The 15,704-nt window shown below is 63.4% G+C and carries 12 protein-coding genes; 7 read left to right on the forward strand and 5 right to left on the reverse strand.

Annotated elements, in window-relative coordinates:
• Positions 1 to 7: 7 nt before the first annotated feature.
• Complete coding sequence (gene dnaK / locus ACR65W_RS10175) at positions 8 to 1,906, reverse strand: molecular chaperone DnaK (RefSeq protein WP_434498299.1); 1,899 nt, start codon at positions 1,904 to 1,906, stop codon at positions 8 to 10.
• A gap of 359 nt (positions 1,907 to 2,265) precedes the next feature.
• Here dnaK and ACR65W_RS10180 point away from each other — a divergent pair, with 359 nt between their 5' ends.
• The 7 genes from ACR65W_RS10180 (at position 2,266) to ACR65W_RS10210 (ending at position 11,494) form a co-directional block, all read left to right on the forward strand.
• Complete coding sequence (locus ACR65W_RS10180) at positions 2,266 to 3,354, forward strand: efflux RND transporter periplasmic adaptor subunit (protein WP_434498300.1); 1,089 nt, start codon at positions 2,266 to 2,268, stop codon at positions 3,352 to 3,354.
• A gap of 10 nt (positions 3,355 to 3,364) precedes the next feature.
• Positions 3,365 to 6,493 carry an efflux RND transporter permease subunit gene (locus tag ACR65W_RS10185; protein WP_434498301.1) on the forward strand — a complete coding sequence of 1,043 codons (3,129 nt, stop codon included), beginning with the start codon at positions 3,365 to 3,367 and terminating at the stop codon, positions 6,491 to 6,493.
• A complete protein-coding gene (locus ACR65W_RS10190; RefSeq protein WP_434498302.1) occupies positions 6,490 to 7,134 on the forward strand; it encodes a TetR/AcrR family transcriptional regulator in 645 nt (214 codons plus the stop codon). The genes ACR65W_RS10185 and ACR65W_RS10190 overlap by 4 nt, the downstream gene beginning before the upstream one ends.
• Positions 7,135 to 7,246: 112 nt before the next feature.
• A complete protein-coding gene (locus ACR65W_RS10195; protein ID WP_434498303.1) occupies positions 7,247 to 8,071 on the forward strand; it encodes a carbon-nitrogen hydrolase family protein in 825 nt (274 codons plus the stop codon).
• A gap of 213 nt (positions 8,072 to 8,284) precedes the next feature.
• Positions 8,285 to 8,617: an integration host factor subunit alpha gene (locus ACR65W_RS10200; protein WP_124737291.1), complete on the forward strand. Its 333-nt coding sequence runs from the start codon at positions 8,285 to 8,287 to the stop codon at positions 8,615 to 8,617.
• A gap of 82 nt (positions 8,618 to 8,699) precedes the next feature.
• Entirely contained in the window at positions 8,700 to 10,799 is a 2,100-nt protein-coding gene (locus ACR65W_RS10205) for an ABC transporter ATP-binding protein/permease (RefSeq protein WP_434498304.1), read from the forward strand.
• Complete coding sequence (locus tag ACR65W_RS10210) at positions 10,796 to 11,494, forward strand: RlmE family RNA methyltransferase (RefSeq protein WP_434498306.1); 699 nt, start codon at positions 10,796 to 10,798, stop codon at positions 11,492 to 11,494. The genes ACR65W_RS10205 and ACR65W_RS10210 overlap by 4 nt, the downstream gene beginning before the upstream one ends.
• A 9-nt stretch (positions 11,495 to 11,503) precedes the next feature.
• Here the strand turns inward: ACR65W_RS10210 and ACR65W_RS10215 are convergent, their stop codons facing one another.
• From ACR65W_RS10215 to map, 4 genes are all read right to left on the reverse strand, one after another.
• Complete coding sequence (locus tag ACR65W_RS10215) at positions 11,504 to 12,526, reverse strand: adenosine deaminase (RefSeq protein ID WP_434498307.1); 1,023 nt, start codon at positions 12,524 to 12,526, stop codon at positions 11,504 to 11,506.
• Between the two features lie 76 nt (positions 12,527 to 12,602).
• Positions 12,603 to 13,991 (reverse strand): DHA2 family efflux MFS transporter permease subunit, encoded by a 1,389-nt coding sequence (locus ACR65W_RS10220; protein WP_434498308.1) that lies wholly within the window; start codon positions 13,989 to 13,991, stop codon positions 12,603 to 12,605.
• Between the two features lie 61 nt (positions 13,992 to 14,052).
• Positions 14,053 to 14,778 (reverse strand): RadC family protein, encoded by a 726-nt coding sequence (radC, locus tag ACR65W_RS10225; RefSeq protein WP_434498309.1) that lies wholly within the window; start codon positions 14,776 to 14,778, stop codon positions 14,053 to 14,055.
• Positions 14,775 to 15,611 carry a type I methionyl aminopeptidase gene (gene map / locus ACR65W_RS10230; protein ID WP_434497433.1) on the reverse strand — a complete coding sequence of 279 codons (837 nt, stop codon included), beginning with the start codon at positions 15,609 to 15,611 and terminating at the stop codon, positions 14,775 to 14,777. Before map ends, radC begins: the two co-directional genes overlap by 4 nt.
• Positions 15,612 to 15,704 lie beyond the last annotated feature (93 nt).

Below are 15,704 nucleotides of genomic sequence, written 5' to 3' on the forward strand. Positions count from 1 at the left end.
TCCCGGCTTACTTCTTGTCGTCGCCGACGTCCTTGAACTCCGCGTCGATCACGTCGTCCTTGGGCGCCTCCTCAGACCCGCCAGTCCCCGAAGCCTCAGCCTGCTGCGCCTTATACATCGCCTCGCCGAGCTTCATCGAGGCCTGACTCAATTCGTTGGTCTTGGCCTTGATCGCGTCCGCATCGTCGCCCTCGACCGCGCTCTTCAGCGCGGCGATGGCCGCTTCGATCGCGCTCTTGTCGGCGCCGGAAACCTTGTCGCCGAATTCGGCGACGGATTTCTCGGCGGCGTGGACCGCGGCCTCGCCATGGTTCTTGGCGTCGACAAGTTCGCGGCGGATCTTATCTTCCGCGGCGTGCTCCTCGGCGTCCTTGACCATTTTGTCGATGTCGGAGTCGCTGAGGCCGCCAGACGCCTGGATGCGGATCTGCTGTTCCTTGTTGGTCGCCTTGTCTTTCGCCGTGACATTGACGATGCCGTTCGCGTCGATGTCGAAGGTCACTTCCACTTGCGGCATGCCGCGCGGCGCCGGTGGAATGCCGACGAGGTCGAACTGGCCGAGCAGCTTGTTGTTCGCCGCCATCTCGCGCTCGCCCTGAAAGACCCGGATGGTGACGGCGGTCTGATTGTCTTCGGCCGTCGAGAACACCTGGCTCTTCTTGGTGGGGATCGTCGTGTTCCGGTCGATGAGGCGCGTGAACACGCCGCCGAGCGTCTCGATGCCCAGCGATAGCGGCGTCACGTCGAGCAGCAGCACGTCCTTCACGTCGCCCTGCAGCACGCCCGCCTGCACCGCGGCGCCGATGGCGACGACTTCGTCAGGGTTGACGCCCTTGTGCGGCTCCTTGCCGAAGAACTGCTTCACGACCTCCTGCACTTTGGGCATACGGGTCATGCCGCCCACAAGCACCACTTCGCCGATGTCGGCCGCCGACAGTCCGGCGTCCTTCAACGCCTTCCGGCAGGGCTCCACCGTGCGCTGAATAAGATCGTCGACGAGCGCTTCGAATTTCGCGCGCGTGAGCTTCAGCGTCAGATGCTTGGGTCCCGTAGCGTCGGCGGTGATGTAAGGCAGATTGATTTCGGTTTGCGTCGCCGACGAGAGTTCGATCTTGGCCTTTTCGGCGGCCTCCTTGAGGCGCTGCAGGGCGAGCTTGTCCTTCGTGAGGTCGATGCCCTGCTCTTTCTTGAACTCGCCCGCGAGATATTCGACGAGACGCATATCGAAGTCTTCGCCGCCGAGGAACGTGTCGCCATTCGTCGACTTCACCTCGAAGACGCCGTCGCCGATCTCCAGGATCGACACGTCGAATGTGCCGCCGCCGAGGTCATAAACGGCGATCGTGCCCGACTGCTTCTTGTCGAGGCCATAGGCGAGCGCCGCCGCGGTGGGCTCGTTGATGATGCGCAGCACCTCGAGCCCGGCGATCTTGCCGGCGTCCTTGGTGGCTTGGCGCTGAGCGTCGTTGAAGTAGGCGGGGACGGTGATGACGGCTTGCGTGACCGTCTGGCCGAGAAAGGCCTCGGCCGTCTCCTTCATCTTTTGCAGAATGAAGGCGGAAATCTGCGACGGCGAATATTGCTTGCCGGACGCCTCGACCCAGGCGTCGCCATTATTCGCCTTGACGATCTTATAGGGGACGAGACCCATGTCCTTCTTGGTCATCGGGTCATCGTAGGTGCGGCCGATCAGCCGCTTGATGGCGAAGAAGGTCTTGTCGGGGTTCGTCACCGCCTGACGTTTGGCGGGCTGGCCGACGAGGCGCTCGCCGTCGTCGGTGAAGGCGACAATCGAAGGCGTCGTCCTGGCGCCTTCGGCGTTTTCAATGACCTTGGGGCTCGACCCTTCCATGACGGCCACGCAGGAATTGGTCGTGCCGAGGTCGATGCCGATAATTTTGCCCATATCGTTTCCTTTCGCTGGTGAACGCCGAACCCCGAAGCGGTCCGGTTCAAAAGGCGAAGGACGGCGGCTCGCCATGAGCCCGCCGCGCGATCCTTCACGCTTAGCTCTCCCAAGATTGTGTTGCGCTCACCCGGCCGCAAGAGCAGGCCGCGTATAGAAGAATCATTTCCTCGCGACAAGGCGTCCGGGCTGCGCCGGGGCGCGTCCAGTCGCGGGCCAAGCCGGTTTAGCCAGCGCCTGGAACAAGATTTCGCTTCAACAAATTTGTCTTTCCTATTGACCAACGGCTGACGGCTGACGATTATTGAAAATCGTCAGAAGGAACTCAATGCAGCTCTGGCGTCAATGGACAGGCTTCAATGCTCAACTATCGCTCGAGTCTTTGTGCGCTTGCTGCAATTCTGACCGCGGCGCTGGCCGGCTGCGACGGCAAGGGCGAGCGGGCCGCCCAAGAGAGCGAGCGACCGGTGCTGGTCGCGCCGGCGCGCTACGCCGCGCAATCGCAGGCGCGCGAATTTGTCGCCACCATTCGCCCCAGGGTCGAGTCCGACCAAGGTTTTCGCATCGCCGGGAAGGTGGTCAAGCGCTTTGTCGAAGTTGGTCAGCGGGTGAAGGCTGGCGACCCGATTGCGGCGCTCGACGAGCAGGATCTGCGGCTGCAGAAGGAGCAGTCCGACGCCGAATTCACCGCGGCGCGGGTGGCGCAAACTCAGGCCGTCGCCGATGAAAGGCGCGCCGCCGAACTGCGCGCCAAGGGCTGGACCGCCCAGGCGGCGCTCGATCGGGCGCGCGCCGGCGGCGAGGAGGCGCGCGGGCGGTTCCGTCGGGCCGAACGCGCGGTCGAGCTCGCCCGCAACGCGCTGGACTACGCCACGCTGCGCGCCGGGGCGGACGGCGTCGTCACGCAAACGCTGGTCGACCCGGGGCAAGTGGTCGCGGCGGGGCAGCCTGCCGTGCGCATCGCCCATGCCGGCGAATTGGAAGCCGCCGTCGCGCTGCCGGAGGCGTTCGCCGCGGCCGCTGGAAAGGGCGAGGCGACCTTGACGCTCTGGTCGAAGCCCGGCGCGGTCTATCGCGCCAAGTTGCGCGAACTGAGCCCCGCCGCCGATCCGGTCACGCGCACCTTCGCGGCGCGCTTCTCTATCCTTAACCCGGATGCCGCCGTCGCGCTGGGAATGAGCGCCACGCTGCACATTTCCGCTTCGGATGCGCAGCCCGTCGTCAGCGTGCCGCTCTCGGCGATCTACAATCAGGGCGCAGGACCCTCGCTTTGGAAAGTTGACGGCGAAGGGAACTTGCAGCTCGTTCCGGTAACATTGGTGCGCCTCGAAGCCGACGCCGCGCTAGTCGCCGGCGGCGTCAAGGACGGCGACAACATCGTCGTCCTCGGCGTCCACAAGCTCGATCCCAACACAAAAGTCCGCGTGATCTCGCGGCAATCGCTTTGAGGGTGCGGCGATGGCTGGCGTAAACCTTTCACGCTGGGCCGTTCAACGGCCGACGCTGATGCTGTTTCTGATGATCGCGATCAGTCTGACCGGCGTCTATTCCTACATGCGGCTGGGACGCGCCGAGGATCCGTCATTCACCATCAAGGTCGCCGTCGTCACGGCCTCCTGGCCAGGCGCGACGGCCACCGAGATACGCGATCAGGTCGCGGATCTGATGGAGAAGAAGCTTCAGGAGCTGCCCTTCCTCGACAAGATCGAGAGCTATACCAAGCCAGGCTTTCTGGCGATGCAGGTGACCTTCAAGGACACGACTCCGCCAAAAGATGTGCCGCAGCTCTTCTATCAGTTGCGCAAGAAGCTCGACGACATCGCGCCGACGCTTCCGGCCGGCGTGCGCGGCCCGCAAGTAAATGACGAATATGGCGACGTCGATACGGTGATGTATGCGGTGACCGGCGACGGCGCCGACTATCATGTCCTCGACAAGGTGGTCCAGACGCTGCGCCAACGGCTGCTCGCCGTGCAGGATGTGATCAAAGTCGACGTCTATGGCGATCAGGAACGCCGCATCTTTGTCGAATTCAGCGAGGCGAAACTCTCGAGCCTGGCGATCCAGCCTCAGGCCGTCTTCGATTCGCTCGCCAAGCAGAACGCCATCAACGACGCCGGCGTTTTCGAGACGTCGTCGAACCGCGTGCGGGTTCAGGTGACGAGCGATCTTAAAGGCGCGGACGCCATCGCCGCGATTCCCATCGAAGCGAACGGCAAGGTGATCCGCCTCGGCGACATCGCCACTGTCTATGCCGGCTTCGAAGACCCGCCGAGTTTTCTCGCACGCTTTAAAGGCCAACCGGCGATCGTCGTCGGCGTGGTTATGGGAAAGGGCGCCAACGTCCTCAAATTCGGCGAGAACGTCGGCGCAGCGGTCGAGGAGATACGCGGCAAGACGCCGGTTGGCATTGACATCGACCAGGTCGCCGATCAGCCGAAGGTCGTCGAGGAGGCGATCAGCGAATTCACGCGTTCGTTCCTCGAGGCTCTGGTGATCGTGCTCGGCGTGAGTTTTGTCTCGCTCGGCTTTCGGACCGGCATCGTCGTCGCGCTGTCCGTGCCTTTGGTGCTCGCCATCGTTTTCATCTTCATGGGGCCGCTCGGCATCGATCTCCAGCGCATCTCGCTTGGCGCGCTGATCATTGCGCTCGGCCTTCTTGTCGATGACGCGATCATCGCCGTCGAGATGATGATGGTGAAGATGGAGCAGGGCTTCAATCGGATCAAAGCTGCGACCTTCGCCTGGGAGTCGACGGCCTTTCCGATGCTGACCGGCACGCTCGTGACCGCCGCGGGCTTCCTGCCCGTCGGCTTCGCTAATTCCGCAGTCGGCGAATATACGGGTTCGATGTTCTGGGTATTGCTCGTCGCGCTGATCGCCTCATGGTTTGTCGCGGTGATGTTCACGCCCTATCTCGGCGTGAAACTGCTTCCCGATTTCGCCAAGCTGCATCCGCATCGCGATCCGGACGAGATCTATCGGACGCCCTTTTATCGCTGGCTCCGCGCCGTCGTCACCTGGGCGGTCGACTATCGCGGCGTTGTGATCGCAGGCGTGATCGGCGTTTTCGCGCTCGCTGTCTTCGGTTTCTTCGTCGTTCCCAAGCAATTCTTCCCCTATGCAGAGCGCATGGAGCTCTTCCTCCAGTTGCGCCTTCCTGAAGGTTCGTCGATCGGCGCTTCGCTCGAGGCCGCGAAACAAGCCGAGGCGCTCCTCAAGGACGATCCGGACGCCGCCCTCTACACGAGCTATGTCGGACAGGGACCGCCGCGGTTCTGGCTCGGCCTCAATCCGCAGCTCCCGAACGAAGCCTATTCCGAGATCGTCATCGTCGCCAAGGACATCGAGGCGCGCGAGCGCTTGAAGAAGAAGCTGGAGACCGCCATCGCCAACGGCGCTTTGCCGCAGGCGCGCGCGCGCGTCGATCGCTTCTATTACGGACCGCCGGTGGGATTTCCCGTGCAGTTTCGCGTGGTCGGCTCCGATCCGGCGACCGTCCGCGCCATCGCCTATCAGGTGCGCGACGTGATGCGCGGCGACGAGGGCGTCGACGATCCGCATCTCAACTGGAACGAGCAGACGCCGCGCGTACGCCTCGTCATCGATCAGGATCGCGCGCGGCTCCTCGGGCTGACGCCGCAGGATGTGTCGAACAGGCTGCGTCTGGCGATTTCCGGCGTGACGATCACGACGTTGCGCGACGGGATCGATCAGGTCGAAGTGGTCGCGCGCGCCATTCCTCAGGAGCGCGGCGATCTCTCGAGGATCGGCGACATGGTAATCTATGCGCGCGACGGCAAGGCGGTGACGGTCTCGCAGGTCGCGAAGATCGTCTACGACCACGAAGAGCCGATATTTTGGCGGCGCAATCGCGACATGAGCATCACGGTGCGCTCCGGCGTCAAGGACGGCGTGCAGGCGCCGGATGCGACGATGCGCATCTGGCCACAGCTTGCGCAGATTCGCGAGCATCTTCCCCCGGGCTATCGCATCGAGATGGGCGGCGCGATCGAGGAATCGAAAAAAGGCAACGCGTCGATCTTTGCGGTTTTTCCGCTCGTCGGCCTCGTCATGCTGACCATTGTGATGTTCCAGCTCCAGAACTTCACGCGCGTCGCGCTCGTGATGGTGAGCGCGCCGCTCGGCGTCATCGGCGCGTCGCTCGCGCTCAATGTCGCTCACGCGCCGTTCGGCTTCGTCGCGCTGCTTGGCCTCATCGCGCTCTCGGGCATGGACATGCGCAATTCGATCATTCTCGTCGATCAGGTGCGACAAGACCTCGAGCGCGGCGAGAAATATCGTGAGGCGATCATCGGCGCGACGATTCGGCGGGTGCGTCCTGTCGCGCTGACGGCGCTCGCGGCGATTCTCGCCATGATTCCGCTGTCGGGCTCCGCCTTCTGGGGGCCGATGGCGCTGACCATCATGGGCGGGCTGTTTGTCGCCACTTTTCTCACCGTTCTCTTCCTGCCGGCGCTTTACGCGACATGGTTCCGCCGTCATCTTGGCGAGGGATTGGCCGAAGCCAAAGGCGCGCGAGTCCAGACTCTGGCCGACGCGCTGGCGAGGGGAGCGGCCGAATGAGCGTGATGGGAGCAAGCGCGCAGAACGCGCGCGAGACCGAGCAGCGCGCGAGAATCATCGCCACCGCTGAGCGGCTCTTCCGCGAGATCGGCTTCCAAAAGACCACGGTCGCCGACATCGCCCGCGAATTGCGGATGTCGCCGGCGAACGTCTATCGCTTCTTTGGCGCCAAATCGGAAATCAACGCCGCCGTCGCCCGCCATCTGATGAACGAAGTCGAACAGTCGGCGCAGAGCATCGCGCACGGACCTGGTTCGGCGGAGCAGCGGCTGCGCGCGCTCATCCTGTCCAATGAGGCGATGAACGCCGAGCGCTACGTCGCCGACCGCAAGCTGCACGACATGGTGGAAGCGGCGCTGGACGAGAATTGGCCGATCATCTCGGATCACATCGACCGAATCGACGCCGCGCTCGGGGACGTCATTCGCTCTGGCATGGAGAGCGGCGAATTCGCTGACGGCGATGCGCAGCTCGCGGCGCGGCTGGTGCACGCCGCCTGTATTCGCTACTGCCACCCGCGGCTGATGGTGGAGTGCGCCGATCGCCCGACTCCGACGAGCGCGCAAATGGTCGAATTTTGCATTGCAGCGTTGCGCGCCGGCTTTCACGATCTCAACCGATCGGCGACGTTGTCGCGCTAAACGCGATTCGACCTATACCTTCGGCGCCGGCGACGTATAATGAGCGAGCGGCGCTATTCGTTAGGATGCGACTGGGAGTCGCGGGAGCAACGGCGAAACAATCGGGCGGTCGATGAAGGTTACTCTGGTTCAGATGAATTCCGTTGGCGACAAGGCCTTGAACCTCGCCAACGCCCGCGCTTTGATCGAGCGCGCCGTTGTTCAGGAGCGTCCGGACTGGATTTGTCTTCCTGAGGTCTTCGATTTCATCGGCGGCTCGCGCGCCGAGAAGATGGCCGCCGCCGAGGAGCTGCCGGGCGGTCCCGCCTATCAAATGTGCCAGGCCCTCGCGCGCGAGCACAAGGTCTTCATACACGCCGGGTCGATTCTTGAAAAAGCGCCTGGCGAGGAGCGGTTGCACAACACCAGCGTCGCCTTCAACCGCGAGGGCGAGGAGGTGGCGCGCTACCGCAAGATCCACATGTTCGACATCACGGCGCCCGACGGGGCGAAATATCACGAGAGCGCGGCGTTCAAGCCGGGCGACTCCGTCGTCACCTATGACTGCGAGGGCGTCACCGTCGGCTGCGCGATCTGTTACGACCTCCGCTTTTCATATCTCTTCCAGGCGCTCGCGGATAAGGGCGCGGATATCGTCGCGCTGCCGGCGGCGTTCACGCTGGTGACCGGCAAGGACCATTGGGAAGTGCTGTGCCGCGCGCGCGCGATCGAGATGCAGGCCTATCTCTGCGCGCCGGCGCAAACGGGCGCGCATAAGGCCGGGCATGAGACGCGCTTCACATACGGCAATTCTCTGATCGCCGACCCTTGGGGCCAAGTCGTCGCCAAGGCTTCCGAAGGGCCGGGGCTCGTATCGTCCTATGTGGACGTCGAACGCATTCGTAAAATTCGCGCCATGATCCCGGTGGCGCAGCACAAGGTGAAACTGGCCGTTTGAGGGTTCCGCCATCGCCCGCCCGCAGGTCCGCGTCCGGGGTTGTTTCACCGGGACGTAGAACACGTGATCGCCCTTGCAAATCGGTTATTTATGCGTACTATGAGGCCATGGGTTCAGCGCCCATTTATTGCGATGTTGCGATTGCCAGAAGCTTCGAGGGGGAGTTGTGTTCAGCCCAGTCCCGACAGAACGATCATTGGGCGTTCTCTTCGCATGGTAAGGAGAACCGCTCCAGGCAGCACCTTGACGCGGGCGGCGCTGCGAGAAGCCGTCTATGGCTGTTGCCCATCGCTGTCCCGCGCCGAAGCCCGCAAAATCCTGGACGCGACTTTTGACGAGATCAGCGAAGCTTTGCTCCGCGGCGAATCCGTAAAACTGCGGTCTTTCGGGACTTTCAACGTGCGCGCCAAGCGTGAGCGCATTGGCCGCAATCCCAAAACTGGCGTCGAGGCCACGATAACGTCGCGCCGTGTGCTGACGTTTAAGGCCTCGCCCGTGCTTGTCGCGCATGTCAATGGCGACGCGGTCATTCCTGAAGAGGACTGACTCCTCTATCATGGGGCTAGACGGCAATCGCCGGCGACGCGGTCGCGGCGAGCCGAACGGCTTCTCACATCCAAGGTGAAAGATGCGGAAATTGAGCGTGGCGGTCGCGGTCTTCGCGGCGCTTACCGCGCTGGTCGGCGCCCATAAAGGCGACTCCAGCCTATTCGTCCTCGTCGCCGCGGCGGCGCTCTGCGCCTATACGACATGGCGCGCGGCCGACATGTCGAGCTTCCTGAAAATCTTCGCCTTCATTTTTTCAACGGAGACGATCGTCTTCGGACTCATCGGCCTCGCCCAGGCGGAAGGCTTGTGGCCAGAGTCGCTGAAAGACTATGCGCCTCCCGAAACCATGCCGCTCACCGTGGCGGTGTTCTCGATCATCGTTTACGCGATCTCGCATATTCCAGTCGTCCAGGAGATGACGCGCATCGCCGATCTCTATTTCAGTTCGCGCGATCGTGGCGAGGGGCGCGTCTGGCCGTTCCGGCCCTTTGCGGCGCGTGAGAGCGCCATCGCCATCGCGATGGTGGTGGTGCTGGTGCTCCTCAATCAAGGACAGGTCGGCATTACCGTGCGCCTGTCCTTCTTTAATCGCGATTGGTTCAACGCTATTCAGGAGAAGAACGCCGGGGAGTTCTGGCGACAGCTCCTCTACGTGTTCACGCCATGGGCGTTCGTTTACGTCGCCTCCGTGATCATAGAATTCGTTCTGCAGTCGATGCTGATCATCCGCTGGCGCCGTTGGCTGACGGGGCATTACATCGAGCGCTGGCTCGGCGCGCACACGCATTACGGCATGGCGCTCGCCGGAAGCGGCGCTGACAATCCAGACCAGCGTATCGCCGAAGACGTCAATCGCTTCATCAGCGGCGGGGAGGAAGGCTACGGCGTCTACACCTATTCGATCCTGCTGATCTCCACCTTAAGTTCGCTCGTTTCCTTCGCCTATGTGCTGTGGGACTTGTCGGGCAATTATCCGCTGCCTGGAACTGACATCTATATTCCCGGTTTCCTCTTCTGGGTGGTCTTGCTCTATGCGGCGGTGGGAACGCTGGTGACGCATCTTATCGGCCGCTCTCTCACCGGGCTCTACTTTGATCGGCAGAGACGCGAGGCGGATTTCCGCTTTTCACTGGCGCGTATGCGCGAATACAGCGAGCAGATCGCGCTGCTCGGCGGCGAGCCTGCCGAGCGCGGCTCGCTGCTCCGGCGCTTCGCCGGCATTATCGTCAATTATTTGGCGATCGTGCAAAAGCGCAAGCAGCTGATGGTGTTCACCTCGACCTATGGGCAGATGTCGCCGATCATCCCTTACGTGATCACGGCGCCCTTCTATTTCGCCGGGCGCATTACGCTGGGCGTCATGACGCAGACGGCGAGCGCTTTCGGGCGGGTGGAGAGCGCGCTGACCTTCTTCGTCAACTATTACACCTCTCTCGCCAATTTTAAGTCCGTGCTCGACCGCTTGTCGTCCTTTGACCACGCGATCGATACGGCCCGCCGGCAGACGTCCGCGACGCAGATTGTCTCTCCGACCGACGGCGCTGATATTCGCCTGCGCGGGCTGACGCTTGCTTTGCCTGACGGGCGCCAGATCGTGACGGTCGACGATCTGACGCTCGCCGCCGGCCAGTCGGCGCTGCTCACCGGCCCGTCGGGTTCCGGCAAGTCGACGCTGTTTCGCGCCATCGCCGGCATCTGGCCTTATGCTTCGGGCGAAGTGCTGACTCCGCGCGGCGCGAAGGTGATGCTGGCGCCGCAGCGGCCCTATATCCCGATGGGCGCGCTGGCCGACGCCATCGTCTATCCGGGCCACGTCGACGACTACTCGCGCGCTGACGTGCAGGAGGCGCTGCGCGCTGCGCGGCTTGCGCCTTTCGTGGAGCGCCTCGACGAGGAAAACAACTGGGGTCAGCGGCTTTCAGGCGGCGAGCAGCAGCGCGTCGCCATCGCCCGCGCGCTTCTCGCCAAGCCGGACTGGCTTTTCCTCGACGAAGCGACGTCGGCGCTCGACGAGCAGCTCGAAGAAGAGATCTACGCGATGCTGCGCGAGCGGCTGCCGGGCACGACGATCGTCTCGATCGGCCATCGCTCGACGCTGCACGCCTTCCACGATCGATACATCGTCATGGAGCCGGCGCCGGGCGGCGTCTTTAGCCCATGCGACAAGGTGCTCGCATGACGAAAGAGTCGGGGCGCGAAGGCGGACGATCGCTCAAGACGCGGGTCAAGACCGCGCGCAAGCGGTCGCTCTCCTCGACGCTCTGGTTGGAGCGCCAGCTCAATGATCCTTATGTCGCGCGCGCCAAGCGCGAGGGCTACCGCTCGCGCGCCGCCTATAAGCTCATCGAGATGGATGATCGCTATCATCTCTTTAAGCCGGGCGGCCGCATCGTCGATCTTGGCGCCGCGCCTGGCGGCTGGTCACAGGTCGCCGCCGCGCATGTGAAGGCGAAAGAGGGCAAGGGCAAAGTCGTCGCGGTCGATCTTCTCGACATGGAGGCGGTCGACGGCGTCGAATTCGCGGTGAAGGATTTCAACGATCCCGACGCGCCGGAATTCATCAGAGAAATGCTGGGAGGCCACGCCGATGGCGTGATGTCGGACATGGCCGCGAACGCCACCGGGCATCGGGCGACCGATCATCTGCGCATCGTCGCTCTGGCCGAACTTGCCGCTGATTTCGCTTGCGACGTGCTCGCGGAAGGCGGCTTCTTCATCGCTAAGGTGCTGCAAGGCGGAACCGAAGGCCAGCTGCTCACGCGCCTCAAGCGCGATTTCGCGACCGTGCGGCACGTCAAGCCGGCGGCGAGCCGCGCGGGTTCGGCCGAGCTCTATGTGCTGGCGACAGGCTTTCGCGGGCGGCGCTTCGAATAGGCGATGCGCTTAGGCGCCATGCGCACGCGCATAGGCGTCGACCTCGGCGATCCTTTCTTTCTTGTCATCGTCAGAAAGAAACGAGGCCGCGAAACTGTTTTTTGCGAGCTGCGTCAGCTCGGCTGCTCCTAATGCGAAAGCCTGCTGAATGGCGCGGTAGTTCTCGTTCACATAGCCGCCAAAATAAGCCGGATCGTCGGAATTGACGGTCACGACGACGCCTGCCTCGAAGAGCCGCTGAATCGGATGCGCGCGCATATCTGGGTAGACGCGAAGGCGTATATTCGACAGCGGACAGACGGTCAGCGGAACCCGCTCGCGCGCGAGCCGCTGAACCAGGGCTGCGTCATCGATCGCGTGCACGCCATGATCGATGCGCTCGACCTTCAAGCGGTCCAGCGCTTCGGAGACATAGGCGGCGGGTCCCTCTTCACCCGCATGGGCCACGGCGCGCAGGCCGTGCGAACGGGCGCGCTCATAGACCTCGGTGAACTTGCCCGGCGGATTTCCGACTTCCGCCGAATCCAGTCCGATCCCGGTAATGCGATCGAGCCAGGGGCGCGCCGCTTCGAGAGTGGCCATTGCGTCAGCCGCGTCGAGATCGCGCAGAAAGCACATGAGGAGGCGCGACGTCGGCCCGCCCTCGCGCGCGGCGTCGTTCAGAGCTGCGCTCAATCCCTCCAAGACTGCTCCGAAGGGAACGCCGCGACGCATATGCGCTTGCGGATCGAAAAAGATTTCGACGTGGCGGATGTTCTCTCCGCGGGCGCGGTCGAGATATGCGCGCGCCAGATCGTAGAAGTCTCGCTCGGTCAAGAGCGCCTGCGTCGCCTGATAATAGAGATCGAGAAAGTCCGCGAGGTTTTGGAAATCGTATAAGCGGCGCATCGCCTCGACCGACGCGTACGGGAGTTTGACGCCATTGCGCTCGGCGAGCGCGAAGGCCATCTCGGGTTCAAGCGTCCCCTCGATATGAAGGTGAAGCTCCGCCTTCGGGAGCCCCGCGATGAAGCCTTGAGCTGCGCTCGACATAACGTCCTCTTTCAGTCGATCTGGCGCTCGCGATCCTCATCGGCAAGAGTTCTTCGCCCGTCGATCGCCCGTGAGATTACACGCGTTTTCGGCGCCCGGTCAGGTCGTCGCCCGCATTGGGCGCCAGCGGCAGGAAGCTCATCACCGAAAACATCGAGATCAACGCCACGGCAATGAAGGCCGGCGTGAAATCCGCCGCCTGCAGCGCGCCGCCGCCGCGCAGCGCGCGCGTCGCCTCCAGCGCCGCCGCGCCAATGGCGACGCCCGTCGACAGCGACAATTGCTGCGCGACGGAGGCGAAACTCGTGGCGCGGCTCATCGCGTCCTGATCGACGTCGGCGTAGGCGATGGCGTTGAGCGCCGTAAACTCCAGCGAGCGGAAAAAGCCGCCAACGAGCAGCGCGCCCATGATGACCAAATGCGGCGTCGCCGCCGTGAAACTGGCGTTGAAGGCGAGAAAGCCCGAGGAGATGAGCGCATTGACGATCAGCACCCGCCGAAAGCTGAAAATCCGCAGGATTGGCTGCGCGGTCGTTTTCATCGCCATCGCGCCTGCCGCCGAAACGAAGGTCAGAAGCCCCGCTTCATAGGCGGAGAGTCCGAAGCCCGCCTGCAGCAACAGCGGCAGCAGGAAGGGCGTTGCGCCCAAGCCAACGCGAAACAGAAAGCCGCCAAAGACGGCCGCGCGGAATGTCGGGATCTGCAAGAGATCGAGATCGACGATCGGATAGGGCGCGCGTTTGGCGTGACGCACATAAGCGAAGAGCGCCCCTGCCCCGAGCGCGACGATCAAAACCACGACCGGCGCCGGCGCGAAGCCGCGCCCCGCGATCGTGAAGCCAAAGACGAGGCAGGAGAGGCCGACGCCTGAAAGGATCGCGCCGACGACGTCGAGCGGCGGCGTCCATTCCTCACGCATATTTGGAATAAAGCGCGTGACCAGCATGACGCCGAGCGCCCCGATCGGGACATTGATCCAGAAGATGTAGCGCCAGTGAAAATACGTCGCGATGAAGCCGCCGATCGGCGGGCCGATCATCGGGCCCATGAGCGCCGGGATGGTGAGATAGGCCATGGCGCGCACAAGTTCGTGGCGCGGCGCGGTGCGCAGCAGCACGAGGCGTCCGACCGGCGTCATCATCGCGCCGCCGAGGCCTTGCACGATCCGGAACGCCACGATCGCGCCGAGCGAATTGGACAGGCCGCAAAGAATGGAGCCGAAGGTGAAAACGATGATCGCCGCGCGAAAGACGCGCCGCGCGCCAAAGCGATCCGCCGCCCAGCCCGAAAGCGGAATGAAGACCGCGAGCGATAGAAGATAGGACGTCAGCGCGAGTTTCAGCGCCACGGGATCTTCGTGAAGATCGGCCGCCATCGCCGGCAGCGCCGTGGCGAGCACGGTGCCGTCGAGCTGCTCCATGAAGAGCGCAGTGGCGATAATCAGCGGCGTGACGAAATAGGACAATACGCTCAGCCCGTTTTTGAAGGTGTCACGTCAATCCTGACGCCTGTTGACGGACTTCGCGTCAAATGAGCTTCAGCCCTCTGAAGCTGGCATGGCCATGGCGGCCGACGATGAGGTGGTCGTGGACCGTGATGCCGAACGGCTGCGCGATGGCGGCGATGTCCTTCGTCATGCGGATGTCGGCGGACGATGGCGTCGGATCTCCGGATGGATGGTTATGCGCCAGGATGAGCGCGCTCGCGCCAAGCTCCAGCGCACGTCTGACGATTTCGCGGGGATAGACGGGCGTATGGTCGATGGTGCCGACGCCCTGCACCTCGTCGGCGATCAGCCCGTTGCGTTTATCAAGGAACAGGATGCGAAACTCCTCCCGCTCGGCGAAAGCCATCGCCGTTCGGCAATAGTCGAGCACCTCCATGAATGAGGAAAGCACAGGACGCTTCTGCAGGGCGCCGCGCGCCAGGCGTTTCGCCGCAGCTTCCACAAGCTTGATTTCGACGATCGCCGCTTCGCTGAGGCCCTCAACCTCACGAAGCCTTTCCGGCCGCGCCGCGACCGTCTCGGCGAAGGAGCCAAAGCGCGTGATCAAGGCCTTGGCGAGCGGCTTCACGTCGCGCCGCGCGATGGCGCGAAACAACAGCAGCTCCAGCATTTCGTAATCGGCAAGCGCCGCTTCGCCTGCGTCCATGAAGCGATCGCGCAGACGCTGCCGGTGACCGTGGTAGTGGGGCGCGGAATCGCGCAGGCCTGAGCCGTCGCTGGATGCGGCGTCAGCCGCCTTCTTCATGCGTCGGCGCGCGCGGCAGAGGGATTATCGAGCCCCGCCGGCGATTTTGTGAAGACTTCCGCGCCCGTTTCGGTGACGCCGATGGAATGTTCAAATTGCGCGGAAAGAGAGCGGTCGCGGGTGACCGCCGTCCAGCCGTCCGACAAGATTTTCACTTGCGACCGGCCGAGATTGATCATCGGCTCAATGGTGAAGAACATGCCCGGCCGCAACTCGACGCCCTCGCCCTTGACGCCATAGTGCAGAATATTCGGCTCGTCGTGGAATACGCGCCCGAGCCCGTGGCCGCAAAAATCGCGCACCACCGAACAGCGCTCGCTTTCGGCATAATGCTGAATCGCCGCGCCGATGTCGCCGGTCGTCGCGCCAGGCTTGACGGCGGCGACGCCCCGCTCAAGCGCCTCATAGGTCACGTCGATCAGTCGCTGCGCCCGTCGTGGAATTTCGCCGACGGCGAACATACGGCTGGCGTCGCCGTGCCAGCCGTCGAGGATGAACGTCACGTCGATATTGACGATGTCGCCTTCGCGCAAAGGCTTGTTGTCCGGCACGCCATGGCAGACGACATGGTTGATCGAGGTGCAGATCGACTTCCGGTAGCCGCGATAGTCGAGCGGCGCGGGATAGGCGCCATGCGCCATGGCGAAGTCGAACACCAGATCGTCGAGCGCCTGCGTCGTCACGCCCGGCTGGACGTGTTCGACCAGCATGTCCAGCGCCTCCGCCGTCAGCCGGCCCGCGGCGCGCATGCCCTCGAAATCTTTGGGACCATGCAGCTTGATCTGTCCGCTTTTGCGCGCGGCGGGCGCGAGATGAGATTCGATAAAGGTCATGTAACGTAGCGGCTCGGCTTTCCTGGGCGAAGGGTATGCTCGACAAGGTAATGGTTTGAGGCGGCAACGCAAGGCTGCCGCGGGACGCCGCCT

It is taken from the genome of Methylocystis sp. (assembly GCF_051062815.1).
In the GTDB taxonomy this organism is placed as follows: domain Bacteria; phylum Pseudomonadota; class Alphaproteobacteria; order Rhizobiales; family Beijerinckiaceae; genus Methylocystis.

What these genes read in the sequence shown, in the direction of transcription:
- map (WP_434497433.1), bottom strand. Translation starts at nt 15,611, where the DNA reads ATGACCTTTATCGAATCTCATCTCGCGCCCGCCGCGCGCAAAAGCGGA.
- ACR65W_RS10205 (WP_434498304.1), top strand. Translation starts at nt 8,700, where the DNA reads ATGCGGAAATTGAGCGTGGCGGTCGCGGTCTTCGCGGCGCTTACCGCG.
- ACR65W_RS10190 (WP_434498302.1), top strand. Translation starts at nt 6,490, where the DNA reads ATGAGCGTGATGGGAGCAAGCGCGCAGAACGCGCGCGAGACCGAGCAG.
- ACR65W_RS10210 (WP_434498306.1), top strand. Translation starts at nt 10,796, where the DNA reads ATGACGAAAGAGTCGGGGCGCGAAGGCGGACGATCGCTCAAGACGCGG.
- ACR65W_RS10180 (WP_434498300.1), top strand. Translation starts at nt 2,266, where the DNA reads ATGCTCAACTATCGCTCGAGTCTTTGTGCGCTTGCTGCAATTCTGACC.
- ACR65W_RS10195 (WP_434498303.1), top strand. Translation starts at nt 7,247, where the DNA reads ATGAAGGTTACTCTGGTTCAGATGAATTCCGTTGGCGACAAGGCCTTG.
- dnaK (WP_434498299.1), bottom strand. Translation starts at nt 1,906, where the DNA reads ATGGGCAAAATTATCGGCATCGACCTCGGCACGACCAATTCCTGCGTG.
- ACR65W_RS10215 (WP_434498307.1), bottom strand. Translation starts at nt 12,526, where the DNA reads ATGTCGAGCGCAGCTCAAGGCTTCATCGCGGGGCTCCCGAAGGCGGAG.
- ACR65W_RS10185 (WP_434498301.1), top strand. Translation starts at nt 3,365, where the DNA reads ATGGCTGGCGTAAACCTTTCACGCTGGGCCGTTCAACGGCCGACGCTG.
- radC (WP_434498309.1), bottom strand. Translation starts at nt 14,778, where the DNA reads ATGAAGAAGGCGGCTGACGCCGCATCCAGCGACGGCTCAGGCCTGCGC.
- ACR65W_RS10200 (WP_124737291.1), top strand. Translation starts at nt 8,285, where the DNA reads ATGGTAAGGAGAACCGCTCCAGGCAGCACCTTGACGCGGGCGGCGCTG.